The sequence below is a fragment of the Acinetobacter sp. 1125_18A genome, assembly GCF_052824985.1.
Genome location: NZ_VTDG01000003.1, coordinates 230,575 through 249,941, shown reverse-complemented (window position 1 = coordinate 249,941; position 19,367 = coordinate 230,575). Strand labels below are relative to the sequence as shown.

Annotated in this window: 17 protein-coding genes; 6 read left to right on the top strand and 11 right to left on the bottom strand. The window is 36.8% G+C overall.

Annotation, left to right across the window (positions count from 1 at the left end; all coding sequences use genetic code 11):
- Nucleotides 1-221: 221 nt before the first annotated feature.
- From metC to FY049_RS06670, 7 genes are all read right to left on the bottom strand, one after another.
- On the bottom strand, nucleotides 222-1,391 hold the full coding sequence (metC, locus tag FY049_RS06700) for a cystathionine beta-lyase (protein ID WP_446083401.1): 1,170 nt from the start codon (nucleotides 1,389-1,391) through the stop codon (nucleotides 222-224).
- A gap of 399 nt (nucleotides 1,392-1,790) precedes the next feature.
- Nucleotides 1,791-2,261 (bottom strand): Lrp/AsnC family transcriptional regulator, encoded by a 471-nt coding sequence (locus tag FY049_RS06695; RefSeq protein ID WP_004720411.1) that lies wholly within the window; start codon nucleotides 2,259-2,261, stop codon nucleotides 1,791-1,793.
- 201 nt (nucleotides 2,262-2,462) lie between these two features.
- Complete coding sequence (locus FY049_RS06690) at nucleotides 2,463-3,356, bottom strand: LysR family transcriptional regulator (protein WP_081409302.1); 894 nt, start codon at nucleotides 3,354-3,356, stop codon at nucleotides 2,463-2,465.
- Between the two features lie 48 nt (nucleotides 3,357-3,404).
- On the bottom strand, nucleotides 3,405-4,757 hold the full coding sequence (locus tag FY049_RS06685; RefSeq protein ID WP_105712619.1) for an MFS transporter: 1,353 nt from the start codon (nucleotides 4,755-4,757) through the stop codon (nucleotides 3,405-3,407).
- Between the two features lie 45 nt (nucleotides 4,758-4,802).
- On the bottom strand, nucleotides 4,803-6,089 hold the full coding sequence (gene salA / locus FY049_RS06680; RefSeq protein WP_446083400.1) for a salicylate 1-monooxygenase: 1,287 nt from the start codon (nucleotides 6,087-6,089) through the stop codon (nucleotides 4,803-4,805).
- Between the two features lie 255 nt (nucleotides 6,090-6,344).
- Entirely contained in the window at nucleotides 6,345-7,094 is a 750-nt protein-coding gene (locus FY049_RS06675; RefSeq protein WP_446083399.1) for a helix-turn-helix domain-containing protein, read from the bottom strand.
- Nucleotides 7,063-7,377 (bottom strand): hypothetical protein, encoded by a 315-nt coding sequence (locus FY049_RS06670; RefSeq protein WP_446083398.1) that lies wholly within the window; start codon nucleotides 7,375-7,377, stop codon nucleotides 7,063-7,065. The genes FY049_RS06675 and FY049_RS06670 overlap by 32 nt, the downstream gene beginning before the upstream one ends.
- A 588-nt stretch (nucleotides 7,378-7,965) precedes the next feature.
- Here FY049_RS06670 and FY049_RS06665 point away from each other — a divergent pair.
- The 3 genes from FY049_RS06665 (at nucleotide 7,966) to FY049_RS06655 (ending at nucleotide 11,850) form a co-directional block, all read left to right on the top strand.
- A complete protein-coding gene (locus FY049_RS06665) occupies nucleotides 7,966-9,585 on the top strand; it encodes an arylsulfatase (RefSeq protein ID WP_446083397.1) in 1,620 nt (539 codons plus the stop codon).
- Nucleotides 9,582-10,544, top strand: a complete 963-nt coding sequence (locus FY049_RS06660) for a formylglycine-generating enzyme family protein (RefSeq protein WP_197724414.1) — start codon at nucleotides 9,582-9,584, stop codon at nucleotides 10,542-10,544. Before FY049_RS06665 ends, FY049_RS06660 begins: the two co-directional genes overlap by 4 nt.
- Nucleotides 10,545-10,662: 118 nt before the next feature.
- Nucleotides 10,663-11,850 (top strand): outer membrane protein transport protein, encoded by a 1,188-nt coding sequence (locus FY049_RS06655; RefSeq protein ID WP_105712615.1) that lies wholly within the window; start codon nucleotides 10,663-10,665, stop codon nucleotides 11,848-11,850.
- A 156-nt stretch (nucleotides 11,851-12,006) separates the two neighbouring features.
- Here the strand turns inward: FY049_RS06655 and FY049_RS06650 are convergent, their stop codons facing one another.
- From FY049_RS06650 to FY049_RS06635, 4 genes are all read right to left on the bottom strand, one after another.
- A complete protein-coding gene (locus FY049_RS06650) occupies nucleotides 12,007-14,214 on the bottom strand; it encodes a TonB-dependent siderophore receptor (RefSeq protein WP_446083396.1) in 2,208 nt (735 codons plus the stop codon).
- Between the two features lie 159 nt (nucleotides 14,215-14,373).
- The gene (locus FY049_RS06645; RefSeq protein ID WP_262780294.1) at nucleotides 14,374-14,712 is read right to left on the bottom strand and encodes a DUF6616 family protein; all 339 of its coding nucleotides are present in this window, start codon (nucleotides 14,710-14,712) and stop codon (nucleotides 14,374-14,376) included.
- Nucleotides 14,713-14,780: 68 nt separating this feature from the next.
- Nucleotides 14,781-15,272: a MarR family winged helix-turn-helix transcriptional regulator gene (locus tag FY049_RS06640; RefSeq protein WP_151957307.1), complete on the bottom strand. Its 492-nt coding sequence runs from the start codon at nucleotides 15,270-15,272 to the stop codon at nucleotides 14,781-14,783.
- A gap of 435 nt (nucleotides 15,273-15,707) precedes the next feature.
- A complete protein-coding gene (locus FY049_RS06635) occupies nucleotides 15,708-16,307 on the bottom strand; it encodes a TetR/AcrR family transcriptional regulator (RefSeq protein ID WP_056511186.1) in 600 nt (199 codons plus the stop codon).
- 179 nt (nucleotides 16,308-16,486) lie between these two features.
- Between FY049_RS06635 and FY049_RS06630 the strand changes: the two genes are divergently transcribed.
- From FY049_RS06630 to FY049_RS06620, 3 genes are read left to right on the top strand one after another with little or no spacing between them, the layout of a single operon-like run.
- Nucleotides 16,487-17,539, top strand: a complete 1,053-nt coding sequence (locus FY049_RS06630; protein ID WP_446083395.1) for a sugar phosphate isomerase/epimerase family protein — start codon at nucleotides 16,487-16,489, stop codon at nucleotides 17,537-17,539.
- Nucleotides 17,540-17,559: 20 nt separating this feature from the next.
- Nucleotides 17,560-18,441: an alpha/beta fold hydrolase gene (locus FY049_RS06625; protein WP_419301686.1), complete on the top strand. Its 882-nt coding sequence runs from the start codon at nucleotides 17,560-17,562 to the stop codon at nucleotides 18,439-18,441.
- Nucleotide 18,442: 1 nt separating this feature from the next.
- A complete protein-coding gene (locus FY049_RS06620; protein WP_327857171.1) occupies nucleotides 18,443-19,354 on the top strand; it encodes an alpha/beta hydrolase in 912 nt (303 codons plus the stop codon).
- Nucleotides 19,355-19,367: the final 13 nt, after the last annotated feature.

Genomic DNA, 19,367 nt, shown 5'->3' with positions numbered 1-19,367 from the left:
TAAGCTTCAGCTGAACGTTGACAATATTTTTGACAAGAAATACTACGAAGGTATTGGTGCAAACTCTATGAATTGGGGTACACCAAGAAATGCCACATTAAGTGTCCGCTATAATTTTTAATCCATTTTAAATTAAACCCTCTATTTTATTAGAGGGTTTCTTCTATAGTCTTGCTATATTGGATATTTAAGGTCTCATTTTACGATAAAGTATAATGAAATTAAGCTATCGCACACTGCGCAATAGCCAAAGCCTCATCCAAATCCGCTTTTAAATCGTCTACATGTTCAAGTCCTGCATGTAGGCGCACCAAATATCCACGACTAGGCAAATGACTTTGAGTGCGATAAGGTGTTCCAACTGGCAAAATCAGACTTTCAAATCCACCCCATGACAAGCCGATGTGGAAAAGCTTTAAAGAATCAAAGAAAGCCTCAACAAAACACGGATTGTTTTGTTTTAAATAAAAAGAAAATAAGCCTGTAGAACCAGAGAAGCTCTGTTGCCATAGTTTATGATATGGATTCATTACTAAAGCTGGATGATTTACCAGATCAATTGCAGGATGTTCATTTAGATAATGAGCGAGTATTACGCCATTCTCTTCATGCTGTTTTAAGCGAACGGCTAAACTACGCAACCCACGTGATGCTAGATAAATATCATCTGGACTTGTCGTTTCACCAAAAAAATGTACAACTTTATTTAATTGCTCTATGGATGCTGCATTTGCTGTTGCAGTTCCCATGAGAATGTCAGAATGCCCACCAATATATTTTGTGACAGCCTGAATTGAGACATCTGCTCCATGTTTTAAAGGTTGAAAAAACAATGGCGTTGCCCAAGAGTTATCTACTAAAACCTTGGCATTCATTCGATGGCTTATTTCTGAGATTGCGGCAATATCGCTAATTTCAAAAGTAATTGAACCTGGTGACTCTACAAAGACCACACTGGTTTTTTGATTAATTTTGTTGTTTAACTCATCTAAATTACATGAGTTAAAGTATTCAACATGGATTCCCAGTTTGGGCAACATACTGTCTGCAAAACTTCGTGTTGGCCCGTAAATATTATCAGCAATCAGAACATGATCACCTGCTGCAACAAATGCCATTAATGCATGAGTACAAGCCGATAGTCCAGATGGGAAAACCATGCATCCTGCACCACCTTCTAATGCATTAATTGCACTTTCAAAAGACTTTGCTGTAGCAGCACCAAAACGGCCATAATGTTTATAAACACCACCATTTTGCTTATGATCTTCCCATTCTTTAAAACTATCGACGACGATAGTTGAGCCTCGATAAACAGGTGTGTTCACCAAACCATCAAAACGCTGAGGGGTTCTTCCCAAATTTATGACTTGTGTACAAAAGTGATTCATAGCAGCACCAGCATGATTTCTAACAAATATTTCTACAACCAATGATAGATAAAATGCATAGAATTTATATTTTAAATAAATCACTATTTTTTTAAAAATATAGAATATAAATCCGTATTTGAATATTTAATGGGAATTTTATTCCCATAATGACATGATAAGGTAAATATTCATAATGTGGCTGATTGATATGTTCAATGCGTTATTGAGTAGTTTTTAAAGTCATTTACTTAGAAAATATGCCTAGCAAATTTACTTTGTTAAATGTTGATTTAATTTTATATTGTTATAAAGGGAGATAGTACGATTCTTTCTTAGTAAAATGCGGAACAAATCAACCATAAAATAAATACATCTTATTGAGACCTAGCTTTGATTTTTATGGAAAAACATCAATGATCAAAGAAAATTTAAAGGTAATTCAGTCGTATATTTAATTTGTTCCATCGCAAAACTGGAGCTCACGTCAGTAAGGCCAGAAATTTGAATTATTTTTTTATACACTTTGTCATACTCAAGCACATCGGGTACAGCGACTTTTAACAAATAATCAGTCTCTCCAGCCATCCGATACACTTCTATAACTTCATCGATTGTGTGGATATGATTGTGAAATTTTTCAATCCATTCTGCATTATGTTGTGCTGTTTTAATAAAAACCATGACAATCACATTGATATTTAGTTTTTTACGATCTAATAAAGCAACTTTGGCGCGAATGATGCCTTCTTCTTCCATTTTATGAATGCGTCGCCAACATGCTGTATTACTTAATCCAATACGATCTGCGATATCGCCAATCGCCCAAGTACAATCTTTTTGTAATAGTTCCAAAATCCCACGATCGTATTTATCTAGCTGTAATTTCATGCAGTTCACTTTATATAAGAAATTAAAAAAATGAGTCACTGATTTATCTATTATTGGAATGATATTCTATTTTTGACAAGATAAATAGATTTTTAATTCTTAATGCTGATTACTTGAAACTCTCATTCAAATAAAGATTAGTTCAGATAAGTTATGGCTCTATTCACTGTTTTTTAACGCATTGCAAATAAGAATACGGCGTTATAGCGATTGGAAAAGTTCTTGTAGTGTTTGGATAAACCATGTTCTGGCTTCTATGTCATCTCGATGGTTATACCAATTGGCACTCACATTAAACGGTTTAACTGAAAACGGTAATTCAAAAATATTGACATCACCATTACGCGCATATACTTTTGCTGCCCGTGATGGCAAAGTCACTAATAATTCAGAACTGGTCACAACATCTTGTAAAACACTAAAATGAGGAAGCTCAAGCATGATTTTTCTTTTTAAGCCTAGTTCTTTCAGTCTTTGATCAATTTCAATGTGACCTGTTGAAGATTTAATAGCCGCATGATTTTCTTGAAAATATTGTTCTAAACTCAGTGTATCCCTTATACGTGGATGGTACTTATGCGCAATGCACATATAGCGTTCTTCAAATAAATTTCGTGATTCAATTTTAGGCATAACGGTATAACTACTATTGAATACAGCAACATCTAAAAAACCTTCAGTCAGCCATTCTTCTACTTTATGTGATTGAATTTCTTCGATTTCCACCTTAATAAATGGTGCTTCTTTAGAAAGATATTGAATTAACGAAGGTAACAGACATATTTCACCTAAATCAGATAAGCCTAAACGAAATATCCGAGTTGAGGTTTTTGGGTCAAAGTATTTAGACGCTGTAATTGCCATTTCAATATCGGTAATTGCTTGCCTAAAGCTTGGGTATAAACTTTGTGCCAACTTGGTCGGTTTGACTCCAAATTTGTCTCGTTCAAATAAAGGATCATTTAAAAATTTACGTAGGCGATTTAGATTATAGGTGACAGAAGGTTGGCTTAAATTGAGGCGTTCGGCCGCGTGACTAATATTTTTAGTTTCAAAAACGATAATAAAAACTTTAATAAGACTTAGATCAATCAATTGTCATATCTCTATTGAATGAGGGAGGTAGACCTCCCTACTCTACTTTTAGATTTGTAGCGCTTTCACCGCCAATTTTGTTTTTTTCAAGCGTAAGTGAATCATTGAAACACTCATTACTGCAATAATACAGGGGATTGATAATGCAATAAAATTATAATTAATTGGCAAACTTAAGCTTAATAGCCAACCACATAAGATTGGCCCTAAAATTGCGCCTAAGCGCCCCACACCTAAAGCCATTCCTAAGCCTGTTGCACGAATATTGGACGAATAAAATTGGGACATATACGCCAATAATAAGATTTGCCCACCAATTGATGCAGCACCTGCAACAGCAATACAAAAATAAAGAATGATCGTCGGTAAATTATAACTCAGTAAAATTAATGCGATCGCACCACTTAAAAACAGTGAGCATAATACCTTTGCAAGATTAAAACGATCCGCTAAGTAGCCACCACAAATTGCGCCAAGCATTCCCCCAATATTTAAAGCCAATAGAAAAACCAAACTGGTCGATAAATCATAGCCTGCTTCTACCATTAATTTAGGTAACCAATTGCCTAAAGCATAGACCAGTACAAGCGCCATAAATACGCTGCCCCAGAATAAGAGTGTTACCATCCCACGATTTTCTGCAAATAAATCCTTGATCGGGGTTTTAGAGGTAGATTGATTGTCTTGATGAAGACCAATTTGAGTCTGAGACGTATAGGTAATATTGCCGTCAATTTGTTTAAGGATCTCAATGGCTTGGTCGGTTTTATCACGGCGTACCAAATAATCAATCGATTCGGGTAACAGCTTCCAGATTATGGGAATGAGTAAAAGTGGTGTACCTCCTAGAATAAACATAATTTTCCAACCAAATTGCGGGACTAGCCACATTCCTAATAAAGCTGAACACATCCCACCGACTGCATAGCCACTAAACATTAAGGAAACCAAGGTTGAGCGTAGTTTTTTAGGTGCATATTCCGTCATCAAGGCGATTACATTTGGCATGACCCCGCCTAAACCCAAACCAGCCAAAAACCGAAAGATTCCAAAACTTTGTGGATTATTGGCATAACCACAAAGTAAAGTAAAACCACTGAATAAACAGATACATAAAATAATTAATTTTTTGCGGCTAAATCCATAGCTTTCTAATTTATCACTCAGGCTACCGAAAATAATTGCACCAAACATCATCCCAAATAAGGCGACACTGCCCAGAAATCCAGCCGTAATGCTGTCAATTTTCCATTCTGCCATCAACTTGGGTAAAGCAACACCGTAAATCACTAGATCATAACCATCAAAGATAATAATCAATGCACTGAGTAGAATCACCCGCCAATGAATGGCTTTTAATTTAGCATGATCAATAATTTCATTTGCATTTATGATTTGCATAATAGACCTCCCTGGTCATATTGTCCTGTTTGTAATCTTTGTTGTTTAAGTCGTCATTTCAGTGTGCTGTAGTTGTTTTGCTAATGCTGCTTTAGCTGTCTGAATATCATCTTCAAGCGAATGCTGCCACAACCAGTCAAAACGCTGTGCCAAATGTTGGCCTATTGATTCAAAATCAGGATATTTCGATGAATATAGCTCATAGATTTCACCTGATTCACGCGAGGTATTTTGAACTTTTACGGCGCGCGCTAATCGAACTTGCTCATAGATTTCTGATACAGCTTTGATAGATTCAGATGTCAGCTCAGGGTTTTCTAATAATTTAGCTAAAATCAAAGCATCCTCTAGACCTTGTCCGGCACCAGCACCTTGATGCGGTAACATGGCATGAGCAGCATCGCCAATCAAAATCACATTATTGCTTTTGTTTTTATATGTTTCTAAAGGTTGAATTTCATGTAATGCCCAAATTGTTGGTGAGTCGATCAGATCCAATAATGCCTTACAGCTCTCGCTCCAGTCTGCAAAATCAGCCAGCATCGTTTGTTTTGAAACAGGCGATGTCCATGGTGTATTCTCTGCTAATACGGTTTGAGTGCGATCCGACTTAAATGCGACAATGTTAATTTCTTCACCCTGACGGATTGGGAAAGTTAAGATATGTTTATCTTTCCCTAAAAGCATTTGCGGTACATCGGCAATTTCGGCATCATTTCCCAGTTTTGCAATGGCTTGCTTAAAATCTTGAAATTTAATAATTCCACGATATGCCCAAGTCCCTGAAAACTGAGGTTCAACACGCGCTAATTGATTAGAGTCAAGCACATGATTTCGAACAACTGACCGAATTCCATCACAACCAATCACATAATCAAATGTAATATGTTGACCATCTATAAAGTGAATTGTCGCTTGTTCTTCATCTGCCTCAATTTCTTGTACACGTTTATTAAAATGTACATTTGTTAAAGGCACCAACGGAATTAAACGATCGAGAAAATCTGCACGATGTACCGAAGACTGTCCGACTTGTGGCGCAATAGATGCAGATAGATACTCATCGGTATAACCATTACGCCATTGAAACCAAATATCGGTGTATGGTGTCTTTACATGATCTGCAATAGATTCATACTCTTGGCTTAGACCTAATAATTGAATGGCTTTAACTGCATTGGCACCAAACGAAATCCCTGCACCAATTTCAGAAAACTGTGATGCAGACTCAAAGAGATGCACATCTAAATGTTTATTTTTGACCAATTGAGTCGTGAGTGCTAAGCCCGCAATACCACCACCAATCACAGCAACTCTAATTTTTTTGTCCATTTTTAGCATTCCTTACTAAATTGCTTAGAATTCTATAATTGGTTATTTTTTAGAATAAATCCAATTTATAATTTTAGGTTTATACTATCTAAATTTTTGATATTTAGCTAAAATTGCTATTGCCACTCAATCTGTTCTCTCTTACTTTCAATATACAAAGCTATGCTCACGATAAGACGATATTGGTGACGTTTTTGAAATAAAGCTCACTATCAGTGACGAAAAGATGATTTAACTTAAGTAGACTTAAATAGATTAATTTTGAGAGTTAATAAAATCTTCTCTATATTTTTGAGGGGATTTATTTGTTGAAAACTTAAACCAAGTGATGAACGCATTACTTGTATAGAACCCTAAAGATTTGGAAATGTGTGAAATTTTATGGTCATAATTTTCTAGATATTTTTTAGCTAATTCAAACCTGACCTCATCCAAAATTAAGCTATATTTAGTATTTTCCTCATGCAATCTTCGACTTAGTGTACGAACACCTATTTCAAGTTTTTCAGCAATAAATTCACGTGAAAAATTTCCATTGCTATAAAGTTGAGAATATAAAAGTGATCGAATATTGTTGGAAAAAAAACTTATTTCGCCTGATTCTTTAATAATTGATTTTGCAAAACTTTCTATATTTTCATATAAAGCACGATTGGCAGTGACTAACGGAAGTTCTAAAGCATTTTTAGATAAAATAATAGCCGATTCTGATTGTCCAAAGTATACCGGACATTTAAAAAAATCATTATAGAATTTATTGTCTGAACGATTTGAAATATCATGCTTAAAGTGGACAGCTTTTAAAATGTCCGTGCTATCACTTTTGATTAGATAAAGAATTTTAGCCCACCACGCTAATTTATATTCAGTTGCATATCTAACGAAATCGGCCCCACCAAAAAAGCACTTCCACTCTAACATGATGTCTTCAGTGCTTTTATTTAACTCAATTTTTCCAATACTTCCATTTAACTCAAAAGTATTTTTCGAAAGTTTCAATCGCATTCTGTAGTGATGAACTAATTTCGATTAGATAGCCAAGTACACCATTTGCTAAAGAATTATTTTTTTCAAAGAATTTTAGTACAACTAAAGAGTCTTTTGAATTCTTATATAGATATAAAATAATTTTTTCAAAATGTATGAATGAGATAAATGAATTTGGGTCAATAAGAGAAACTTCATTTAAATTGCATTGATCAAGTAACGCTTCTCTTCTCACATTGAAGAAGTCACAATTATCTAGAACGTGAAGAATTAAACCAACTCGAATTTTACCAGTTGACATAGTGTGCGTACCCAATATTCCTCCACATTTATGATTACATAAATTCAATCATTCATATAGCAATTCACATGTGATGATAATTATAAGGAATATATTAAATGCATTCAACCATGTTAATAATCACATGGTTTTAAATAATAATTATTTAATCTGAATCATGACAAGGCATTGTTAGGTCTATTTTAATTGATATTTTGTAAGTTTCAATATTTCATCTTGGTGGATTTAGTATATTGAAGTAATTAGCATTTTATTATTTTTGATTTCTGCCAAACCATTACTTATTTAGGCGTTTAAATCAGTATTTATTTTTTAAAAACAATAACTTGTATTTAAATATGTATGCTTTATTGTGTCGTTCATTGTTCCAAAAAAAATATTTCATGGTAAATTAATGTCAAATTTAAGATTTTTATTAATTTTAATTTTTTAAATATGAATTTTATATAAGGGATTTATTCATGTTTTAAATATAAAGTATTTTATTTAATTTTTGAATTTATTTTACATCTTTCATTTTTTATGCAAGACACCATTAATATGTTACTTGCAATGAATCTATTTTAGCTTGCATTACTAGGGATACGTATGCTTTCTACAACTAAATTATACTTGAGTACAGCAATACTCTCGACATTTGCTTTATCTGCAATGGCACAACAGAGTGTTGTCCCTACTGCTATGTTAGATGATACTTTTCTCGTAAAAACTCAGAATGAACGTCCTAATCAGGAACCATCAATTTTTAGGCCAATACAAGAAAAAAATACTCAACAACGTTTAAATGAACTAAAAAAACGTTTTGGCCATTCACCTAATATTATTGTCATTTTATTAGATGATGTGGGTTGGGGAGATTTGGGCGTGTATGGCGGTGGAGTTGCAACCGGTGCTGCAACTCCCAACATGGATCGTATGGCTAAAGAAGGATTACAGTTAATGAATGCCTATTCGCAGCCCTCATGTACTCCTACTCGTGCCACTATATTAACTGGTCAGCTACCAATTAGAACTGGTTTGTTACGTCCAATGTTACCCGGCGAAGGTAGTCATGAACGTGGTATAGACCCTAGCACGACCCTACCTCAAAAGCTTAAAAATGCCGGCTATATAACCCAAGCTATAGGTAAATGGCATTTAGGTACTGCGAAAGAGGCTCAACCACAAAATGTAGGCTTTGACGACTATTATGGGATATTGACCTCTTCTGATGACTATACTGCGTGGCGTGAGTCTTGGCGTAATCCAGAATTGATGCTAGATCCAGTTCGTAAAGCTTGGGCCGCTGAAGCAGAAACTATGGCTATTGTACAAGCCTCTAAAGGTCAGGAAGCAAAACAAGTATTCCCGATTAATAATGATTCTATTCGTTTGGTAGATGAAAAACTTACTGATAAAGCTATTAATTTCATAACTGAAATGAAAGATAGCAAAAAGCCGTTCTTTTTATATATGGGGGCTCGTTGTTGTCATAACGATAATTACCCTCACCCTGATTTTGCTGGTAAATCTCTCGCTAAATATCCCTATAAAGATGCTTTAGTAGAGATTGATTACAGAGTTGGGCAAATTCGTACAGCACTTGAAAAATCAGGTCAGTTAGAAAATACACTCATTATTTTAACGAGTGATAATGGTCCATTCACTGAAGCTTTTCCTGACACAGGTTTCACTCCTTTCAGAGGAGCCAAGGCAACAAGTTATGAAGGTGGCGTTCGTGTACCTGGTATCGCATTCTGGCCCGGGGTGATTAAGCCTGGCCGTGTTTCAGAAGGTCTATTTGATTTAACAGACATTTATGCAACTTCTTTAGGGCTAGCTGGGGCCTCTGAGCAGATGCCGAATGATCGCTATATGGACACAATTGACCAATCCTCTTTTCTGTTAGCGGACAATGGAAAATCTCGTCGTCGAATTCAATATTACTGGGCGAATGACAACTTTATGGGGATTCGTATCGCGGAATATAAGTTGTTAGTAAAGGAGCAAAGTTTTAATCTATCAGATACTTGGCCACAAATGAGTCCATTCCAAGGTACAGCACAACCTCTTCTTTATGGTGGTAAAATTTTTAATTTGTTAATTGATGCTAAAGAAGAAAATGCGATGGCTCCATTAAAACAACCGCAAATTCCCGTTTTAAAAGAAGCTGTAATGCGACATCTTGAAACCATGAAGAAATATAAAACCCCGGTGCCATTTAGATGAGTATTTTAAATCAACAAACGAACCTAAGTGAAAAAAATACGAATGGTATGATATATCTCACGGGTGGTACTTATATGATGGGGTCAAATAAACATTATCCAGAAGAAGCCCCTGAACACTATGTTAGTGTTTCCCCTTTTTGGATAGATGAAGCCCCAGTTACAAATCAGCAATTCAGTGAGTTTGTAAAAGCTACAGGTCACGTGACATTTGCAGAATTAGCGCCTAATCCAAGTGATTATCCTGGAGCTCCTCTTCATATGCTACAACCTGGTTCACTTTTATTTTCTCCTCCAGAACATCTCGTTAACTTAAATGATTGGTCTCAATGGTGGGAGTTTAAATTTGGAGCAACATGGTGTCATCCTCTGGGTCCTGATTCTACGATAGACGGTTTAGAGGACCATCCTGTTGTACATATTGCTTATAACGATGCTCATGCTTATGCAACATGGTTGGGAAAATCATTACCAACTGAAGCAGAATGGGAGTTTGCTGCTAGAGGGGCTCGTAAAGGATGTGAGTTTGCTTGGGGAGATGAACTTATACCAAATGGTCAGTATATGGCGAATACTTGGCAAGGAATTTTCCCTTATAAGAATTCATTGCAAGATGGTTTCGCTCGTACATCACCAATAAAAGCATTTCCACCTAATGATTATGGGCTATATGACATGATTGGTAATGTATGGGAATGGACCAGTGATTTTTGGACAGTTGTGCATCAGCAAAACCCTACTAAATCTTGTTGTATTCCTCATAATCCACGTGGTGGTAAAGAAACGGATAGTTACGATCCTTCGATGCCTGAAATTTTGATTCCGCGGCGAGTTTTAAAGGGGGGCTCTCATCTATGTGCTCCAAATTACTGCCAAAGATATAGACCAGCAGCTCGGCATGCAGAAGCAATTGATACTTCAACTAGCCATATTGGTTTCAGGTGTGTCGTGCGTAAATGACACATAGGTAAAAAATATTGCGTTAATAATTTATAAAAAACATTTTATCCATACCTGATTTTTTTTACTTATGATTAATTGAAACAGGTATGCCCCAAAAGGAATTTGGAGGCTCTAAATGCATTCACATATTAAACAACCTACTTTTTTGATATTAGTAACACTAACATTCTTCAATGATTGCGTTGCGGCCGGTCTTGATCGCTCTGGCCAATCAATCACAGATTTTTTCCAAGAAGGGATCTATGCTTCAATTTCATATAATTACTCTATACCACATATCGATGGAGATGATACGGGTCTAAGTTCACAGGGGAAATTTAATGAAATACCGAATCTAAGCAGAAAAAGTTCATCATTTCGTTCTGGTTTGAAATTTGATCTAAATGAAAAAATTAGCCTTGGACTAATCTACGATCAACCCTTTAGTATTAGTCTAAAACATCATGGTCAAAATGACTTTGTTTCTCAAACTGAACATGGTGTACAAGGAACTCAAGCTAATCTGGATAGCAATAATTTAACTGGATTAGTTGGTCTAAATATCAATAAGAATTTTGGTATTTTCGCGGGTCCTGCGATAGAAGAAGTTGCAGGTCAAGTAAAATTAAGAGGACAAATTTACAAAAACATTGCAAATTATGATGCTGAACTACTTTCAGATTATTCAACGGGTTGGGTAGCAGGATTTAATATTAAAAAGCCTGAAGTTGGTCTAAAAAGTTCTTTAACATATCGCTCAGAGATAGAACATGATGCAAAAGGAGCAGAGCAATTTACAGCAATCAATCAGAATGTTTATTTATCGAATGTGAAATTTATTTCTCCCAAGTCTGTGAATTTTGATTTTCAAACAGGTTTAAGCAAAACAACACAATTAACAACGAATCTTCGTTGGGTTCCTTGGAGTAATTTTGAATTTAAACCACCTAAGTTAGCAGAACGTACAGCACCTGCAACATTAAATCGATCAGGCTATCCTTTAATCAATTATAAAAAAGATCAATGGTCTGCTCAAATTGGCTTAGGTCAAAAAATTACAGACAAAATTTCTCTTTCAGCATCAATCCTTTGGGATTCAGGGTTAGGAAACCCTGCTAATGCACTTGGTCCAATTGATGGTTATTGGGGAACAGGCTTAGGGGCTCAATATAAATTTTTACCTAATTGGGCAATATCTATTAGTGGGAGATATTTATGGTTGGGAGATGCTCAAGCTGCACGTCAAAATGGTGATATTGTCGGTATCTTTGCTGACAATCATAGTTACTCTTTAGGATTTAAATTAACTTATCAAAAAAGATAGTGATATAAACAACGATTCTAAGAACAAGAGTCATATTGCATGACTCTTGTTTAAAGCATCATTAAACTTTTGATTGGACAGTATTTAATTATTTAAGCATTTTAATATAGACTTCAATAGCTTATCATTTTGAATGTCCAATAAGCTCAAGTTTCTTTAAAAACCCAAAGTCCACGAGAGTTGTGCAGTACGTGGTGCGCCAAGAAATAAATAGTCATCGCCTAAGAAACTCCCCGCATCGCGCCAGTATTTTTTATTAAACACGTTATCAACATTAAATCGAAGTGTATTGTCATAACCATAAGCACGGAAGTTATAAGCTGTACCTACATCAAACACGCTATAGCCTGATACTTTTACTGTACCCGTTTTATTGGCATATTTACTGCTACTGTATTGTATGCCAGCCAATAAACGTAAGCCATCTACTTGTGGTACTCGATAAGACAGATGACTGGCAAAACGGACACTCGGTACATTTTGAGTTTGATGACCTTGATAATCAGCCACTTGTATTTCTTTTAAACGTGAACGAGTTAAAGCTAAAGAAGAAGTCATATCTAGATTTTGCCCTAAGCGTCCCTGTAAACCCAATTCTAAGCCAAGGTTATGTTGCTTACCATCCGTGACAAAGTAATTGTCTGCGTTGGTGTATTGATTGTCTTGGGTTAAATCGAATAATGCCGCGGTAAACAGTAATGTTTGCCATTGCTGCTTAAGACCCAACTCATACTGAGTTGAATTTATCGGTGCTAAAGTTTTAAAAGCATTACCTTCAATACCTTGATCAGGAATACCAGTAGCAAACCAAGGGGCTTGTCCGCCATCACTTAAGCCTTTGGCATAAGAAGCATAGAGGTGGGTATGTTCCCAAGGTTGATACATCAACGCAAACTGCGGCAAGAAACGATTAAAATTGGTCTCTCGGATGTTGTTTGCATCCACATCATAGGCATTTTCATTTAAATGCATCAGTTTACCGCCCAACAAAACTGACCATTCAGTGTTTAAGTCAATCTGGTCCAGTAAGTTCAGTGCAGTTTGTTGACTGTCTAATGATTTATAATGTGTACCTAAAGTTTTATCAGTAGGCGCATACGTTATAGGATCATTATAAATATTTCCTGTACCGACCAATTCATTGATTGCATTATATTGTGTATGCCGTTTCCCTGTATGCGAGAGTTCTAAACTTAGCGTATGTTGCCAAGCCCCTGTGCTAAACTTGCCGTTTAAGCCTGCTTTAAATTGATTGGTTAAGAAGCTGTCGTCTGGATTACGGAAATCATAAATATCATAATTACCATTTTGATCAAAAGTATTACCTAAACCTGTCGTTTGGCAAGTACTGCTATAACAACCCCACGGAAATGCTGAATAATCATCAATCACGACACGGCTTTGTGCAGCAGACAGATTTGTTGTCCAGTTGTCATTGACTTGGTAAATATATTTTAAGCTGGCATTTAGGCTTTCATTGGTCACTGGTTTACTCCAGCTTTGATAGCCAAGTAAACGATCCCATTTAACCCCAGCGGGTACAGTTGTACCATCTAGTAACTGATAACCTGCGACTGAGCGCTGACGTTGACGCTGTGATTCAATATCAAATTCAAATTTTGAGCGATCTGAAATCTTCCAGTCTAACGCCAAAGCGCCAAACAAACGCTGCCCATCTGCATGCTCAACATAAGGATGAATTTCTTCTTTGGCCAGATTCAGTCGATAGCCAAACTGCTGCTCTTCTCCCAACCAGCCACCCAAGTCAGTTGCAACACGATTGCCGCCATGACTATCTACTTCAACGGTAATAGCACGAATGTCTTCTGGACGTTTAGTGACATAATTGATGACACCACCCGGTGTTGACATCCCACTTTGAATCGCACTCATACCCTTTAGAATTTCAACTTGTGCTTTGTTCTCAAGCGCTACATTTTGCTCGCCACGCAACAAATGACCATTGAGTAAATAACTTGATCCAAGATTTAACCCAAAACCACGCATAATAAAGTTTGGATAATAACCAATGGGCGCATAACCATCACCGATTGCTGCATCATTTTTAACAACATCCGTCAGGGTTTTTGCATGTTGGTCAGCAATACGTTCCGCGGTGACTGTACTGATAGATGCAGGGATCTCAGCAAGATTTTGCTGAGTAAATCCTGATAAATTTACCTTGGGTTGATAATAAGCAGTTGGTGTTGTTTCTTCTGTTTGAACGCTTACTTTAATCGTTTTAAGTTGCTGTGTATCTTTTTCAGTATCAGCATGTGCCAATGCTGAACTTAGCCCTAGACATGAAAATGAACCAACCGCCAGTAGTGCTTTTTGTAAACGAGAAAATGGATACGTTTTCACAGTAATTGCCTAACCCCAAAAGATAATCTTACAGCCTCAATTTATGCGCATGAGTATTCACAATTTTTTCTCATTGAACAAGCATTTCTATAAGATATTTAAGCTTTAAAGAACACTTTGATATGACCTTGAAAATAAATAAGCATTTTTGAAGAGAAATTAAAACTTCGCCAAAGCATCAAGATGTTGCTGGAAATCACCTTCCGTCCCTACAGCATTTACATGATCGAAGTAGTCATACCAACCACTTGCTTGAATACCTGTTAACAATGCATCCCGTGCCTGTTGATTTGGAAAGCGCCAAATCCCCATAAAGCGATGATGACTACTTTGATCAACGGCAGTATCAATCTCGGTGAGTGTTAAAAGCTCAACACCTAGACTAGACAAGCCTCCCATAGCTGCGCCAACATCAGCCAAATATTGTTGACGCTCTTGTATAGGTAAAGCTTGCCAAACTGCATTGGGTGTATAGAGTTCAATTAGATAGTGATTCATGATTTTTCCTTGATTTAATTCAACGTTTTATATCGATAATTTAAAAAGATTTTTATGTAGATATTTTATCAGCGTTTATCAACAAGATTTTTCGCTACTTTCTCAAGTAAACCTGTTAATTGCTCACGCTCAGCTTGGGTTAAACCAGCAAACAGGCTGGCAATCCAGCGACTATGCTGATCAAACACAGTTTTTGCGACTTGTTTGCCCTTTACCGTCAGTCGAATACATAACGCGCGACGATCTTCTGGATCTGCATGACGTTCTACCAATTGTTCACGTTCTAAGCCATCCAGTAGTCCAGTGACTGTGGCACGGGTAATTCCCGCTTGTTCAGCTAAAGTTTTAGGCGCTACAGCATCATTAGCTGCATCAAGGAGAAATAAAAGCACAAATCTCCCTTCAGATAAGCCATAAGGCGCAAGCTGTGCGGCACAGTCTCGATCAATAGTTGAAGCGAGTGAAAGCGTTTGAAAACAGAGGCGTAAATTTTCAATATCTACCATTTTACGGCGTTGCGCTTCATGCAAAAGCGCGGTGTATTTCTGTTCTAGATTCATTTAGTATTTAACCATATAGTATGGTGGCTAACTATATATTGAATATTTTAGCTGTGTCAAGATTGATTCTTTACCAAAAAAAACAGTGCTTAAATTGATCGATTTTAATTGGACTAAAACAGATTTTTTCAGATTAAATTTTTATGTTTACTTTATCTCGTGTTAAATCGATAAAATAATCCTTAACATTATTTTGAATAGGATAGAAGCTAGCTCATAAAGTTTCATAATTTATTGAAATATATCGTTAAAGTTTAATTTATTCGTAAATTAAAATCTATTCAATATTGCCCTTTCAACGTGATGAAACGCCCATTTATTTGCCGTAAAGCAATGTTTAAAACTCAACAAAATAAGTCGCAATCATACGATGTATCTTCCAAGTCCTATATTCATCACTTATACATTTTTATTGCTGATTTATTTCTAAGCATTTTAAGATGAAACCAGATATTGATCTAAATTTTTAAGGGAAAAATCAATGATTTGCAAAAGCATTTGTTCTGAATAACCATCTCTGGCTTGAACGGATAATCCATGTAGCACTAGTCCGTAATATTGCCCTAATATTTCAGGGTCAGCATGTTCTAATAATTGTCCCTCTACTTTCGCCTGTTTAAAGCGCTTAACCAGACTTTGACCACGTTCAATACGTTGTTGCTTCATCCAGTCTAAAAGACCTTGATTTTCCTGACTTAATACACTTGCAGATGATACAACCATACAGCCATATGAATGATTATTCTGGGTATAAAGTTTGATTGCATCTTGAAATAATTGGCTGATCGCATCCTTAATATTTGCTTGTTGTAAAGCGTGGATCGCAAAGCCGCCTTCATTTTCTTCGTAGTGTATAACAGCTTCTCGAAACAACGCTTCTTTAGAGCCAAAGGCTTTATAAATACGCGCGGAAGCAATACCTAAGACCTCGACTAAATCTGACATCGAAGTCCCTTCATAGCCATGTTGCCAGAAAAAATCACGCGCTTGAATCAATGCTTTTTCCCTATCAAATTCTCTTGGTCTACCAGCCATAACGACGCTTCAATCCGATTTAGTGTTTTTTATTATCATTCGAAAAAATAAATTTCGCAAATAAATCAATAGGATTTGTTGGAGAGGCTGCCCTTTTTTAGCTTCTTTTTTAAAAACTTGTTGTTTTTATTCAAAAGAAAGCCTATTGTTTGTTGATCGATAACTAATTGAGTTTAGCTATGCAAACCATCAAAGGTCCAAGTATTCATCTCGCACAATTCAGTGATGATATTTTCCCATTTAATAATTTAGAGGGCATTGCCGCATGGGTTTCCGATAAAGGCTTTAAGGCTGTACAACTGCCAGCATGGGACAAGCGTTTATTTGATGTTAATTTAGCAGCCACAAGCCAAGATTATTGCGATGAAATACAAGGAATTTTACAAAATAATGGTTTAGAAATTAGTGAGTTGACAACGCATATTTTTGGCCAACTTATGGCTGTGCATCCAGCTTATGATGCTTTATGTGATGGTTTTGCACCTTCACATTTACATGGAAATTCAGTAGCTAGAACTCAATGGGCTGAACAACAAATGTTGGCTTCTGTTCAAGCATCTGCCCGCTTAGGTTTGCAAGATATGGGAACTTTTTCAGGTTCACTGGCATGGCCTTATATCTTTCCTTTTCCTCAACGCCCCGCTGGACTTATTGAAACCGCTTTTGATGAACTTGCACGTCGTTGGATGCCGATCCTCAATGTTTGTGATGAACATAATGTCAATCTGTGCTACGAGATTCATCCTGGCGAAGACTTACATGATGGCATTTCCTTTGAAATGTTCTTAGAACGGACACACCACCATCCACGTTGTCAGATTCTTTTTGACCCGAGTCATTTTATCTTGCAACAACTGAACTATTTGGAATACATCGATATCTATAAAGATTTTATTCGGATGTTCCATGTTAAAGATGCGGAGTTTAACCCGACAGGTCGCCAAGGGATGTATGGGGGCTATCAAAATTGGGGAGATCGTGCAGGTCGATTCCGCTCTACTGGAGATGGTCAGGTTGATTTCAAAGCAATTTTCTCAAAATTGGCACATAACGACTATCAGGGCTGGGCAACTTTGGAATGGGAATGTTGCTTAAAAAATAAAGAGGATGGTGCAAGTGAAGGTGCTGAGTTTATTCAACAGCATATTATCCATGTTACTGATAAAACCTTTGATGATTTTGCCGCAGCGCCTGTCAATCAATTGCAAATAAATCAACTTTTGGGTATCTAAGGCAGCGATTGGAATTCACTATGACAACCATTACAACACATGAAAATTTAGTTGATCAATTTCAGCATCATTACATCCATATAGACAGTAAAAAGCTTCATTATGTCTCTACAGGTCGTGGTCCTGTCGTATTACTTATCCCCGGTTGGCCACAAACATGGTATGCATGGCGAAATGTAATGAGCGTATTGGCGGACAATGGTTATCAGGCAATTGCTGTGGATCCACCGGGAACAGGATATTCTGTCCCGCTGAATGGAAGTTATGATACGGGGCGAATTGCGACAATTTTATCCAGCTTAATGTCAAAACTTGGACATGATACTTATTCAGTGATTGGTCACGATATCGGGATGTGGGTTGCTTATGCACTTGCAGCTGATTTTCCCCAATCTGTTACTTCTCTGGCTGTGACTGAAGCCGTTATTCCCGGATTGGCAACGCCACCGCCTATTTTTGTTTCAGCTGATGAAAATATTTTTCTATGGCATTTCATGTTTAATCAAGTGATGGACTTACCTGAAGCTTTGGTCAGTGGACGTGAAGAAACTTATCTTAATTATATTTTTGATAAGTGGTCGTGGCACAGAGATAAAGTCGCCGCTGCAACTTATATTGAGGCTTATAAAGTATCGGGACGTTTAACGGCAGGCTTTAATTACTATCGTTCAATCCCCGAAACCATTCGTCAAAATAAAATCCGCGCAACTAAAAATCTAGAAATGCCTGTATTGGCGATTGGCGCAGAACAAGCAACCAATGATGCACCTTATGAAACCATGAAAAAAGTTGCACCGCATTTAACCAGTGCAATTGTCAAAGATTGTGGTCATTTTATTATGGAGGAACAACCCGAAGCGTTTTGTTCCCTGATTTTAGAATTTCTACAACAGGAGCAATAAGATGTCTTTAGACCATCAAATTGCAGACTGGCTTAACGCTAGACCTGTTGCAACAGCTGCAAATACACTTTGTGAATTAAGAGCACAGGTAAATCAGGACATCATACAACAGCAAGGTATTGAGCAAGATTCCAGCTATCAAACCAGTTTTTGGATTACAACTTCTGATCAAGCTCAAATCCAAGTTCGGGTATATACGCCCTATGCTTTGGTACAGCTACAAAGCAACCCAGCTTTAGTATTTGCCCACGGTGGTGGATGGTGTTTGGGGAGTTTAGATGCATGGGATCGTTCATGCCGTTTACTGGCAGAATCAACACAGCATGTTATCTTTTCAGTGGATTATCGCCTAGCGCCTGAATTTAAATTTCCAGTACCGCTGACAGATTTTTTTACAGCACTTCGTTATATTCAAGAACATGCTTTAAGTTTAGGGCTTGATCAAAATCGTATTGCTGTGGGTGGTGATAGTGCGGGAGCTAACCTTGCAGCGGCTGCATGCTTACTCGCTAAAGCGCATCCAGAAATCAAAATTAGTCAACAACTGCTGTTTTATCCAGCCTTAGATGCCACGATGCAGGGTAAATCCTATGAAACTTATGCGGATGGTTATGACTTAACCACTGCAACAATGGTGTATTGTTGGGATCAATATTTAAATAGTGATTCTGACAAAACCAATGAGCTGGTGAGTCCTCTACTGGCACAATCATTACAAGGCTTACCTGAGGCAACAATTTTTGTCTGTGAATATGATCCACTGCGTCATGATGGCGAACAATATGCTGAAAGATTGAGAGCGGCTGGAGTCTCGGTGAAATTTCATTTTCTAGCAGGAATGATTCATGGTGCAATCCATATGACTGCAATCACAGAGAAAGCCAAAGCTATATACGATAAGATTGATTTATAGGTGATTTTGATCA

Bases quoted from the DNA above. Each gene is read 5' to 3' on its own strand.
- metC (WP_446083401.1), bottom strand. From the start codon at position 1,391: ATGAATCACTTTTGTACACAAGTCATAAATTTGGGAAGAACCCCTCAG.
- FY049_RS06695 (WP_004720411.1), bottom strand. From the start codon at position 2,261: ATGAAATTACAGCTAGATAAATACGATCGTGGGATTTTGGAACTATTA.
- FY049_RS06685 (WP_105712619.1), bottom strand. From the start codon at position 4,757: ATGCAAATCATAAATGCAAATGAAATTATTGATCATGCTAAATTAAAA.
- salA (WP_446083400.1), bottom strand. From the start codon at position 6,089: ATGGACAAAAAAATTAGAGTTGCTGTGATTGGTGGTGGTATTGCGGGC.
- FY049_RS06675 (WP_446083399.1), bottom strand. From the start codon at position 7,094: ATGCGATTGAAACTTTCGAAAAATACTTTTGAGTTAAATGGAAGTATT.
- FY049_RS06670 (WP_446083398.1), bottom strand. From the start codon at position 7,377: ATGTCAACTGGTAAAATTCGAGTTGGTTTAATTCTTCACGTTCTAGAT.
- FY049_RS06665 (WP_446083397.1), top strand. From the start codon at position 7,966: ATGCTTTCTACAACTAAATTATACTTGAGTACAGCAATACTCTCGACA.
- FY049_RS06660 (WP_197724414.1), top strand. From the start codon at position 9,582: ATGAGTATTTTAAATCAACAAACGAACCTAAGTGAAAAAAATACGAAT.
- FY049_RS06655 (WP_105712615.1), top strand. From the start codon at position 10,663: ATGCATTCACATATTAAACAACCTACTTTTTTGATATTAGTAACACTA.
- FY049_RS06645 (WP_262780294.1), bottom strand. From the start codon at position 14,712: ATGAATCACTATCTAATTGAACTCTATACACCCAATGCAGTTTGGCAA.
- FY049_RS06640 (WP_151957307.1), bottom strand. From the start codon at position 15,272: ATGAATCTAGAACAGAAATACACCGCGCTTTTGCATGAAGCGCAACGC.
- FY049_RS06635 (WP_056511186.1), bottom strand. From the start codon at position 16,307: ATGGCTGGTAGACCAAGAGAATTTGATAGGGAAAAAGCATTGATTCAA.
- FY049_RS06630 (WP_446083395.1), top strand. From the start codon at position 16,487: ATGCAAACCATCAAAGGTCCAAGTATTCATCTCGCACAATTCAGTGAT.
- FY049_RS06625 (WP_419301686.1), top strand. From the start codon at position 17,560: ATGACAACCATTACAACACATGAAAATTTAGTTGATCAATTTCAGCAT.
- FY049_RS06620 (WP_327857171.1), top strand. From the start codon at position 18,443: ATGTCTTTAGACCATCAAATTGCAGACTGGCTTAACGCTAGACCTGTT.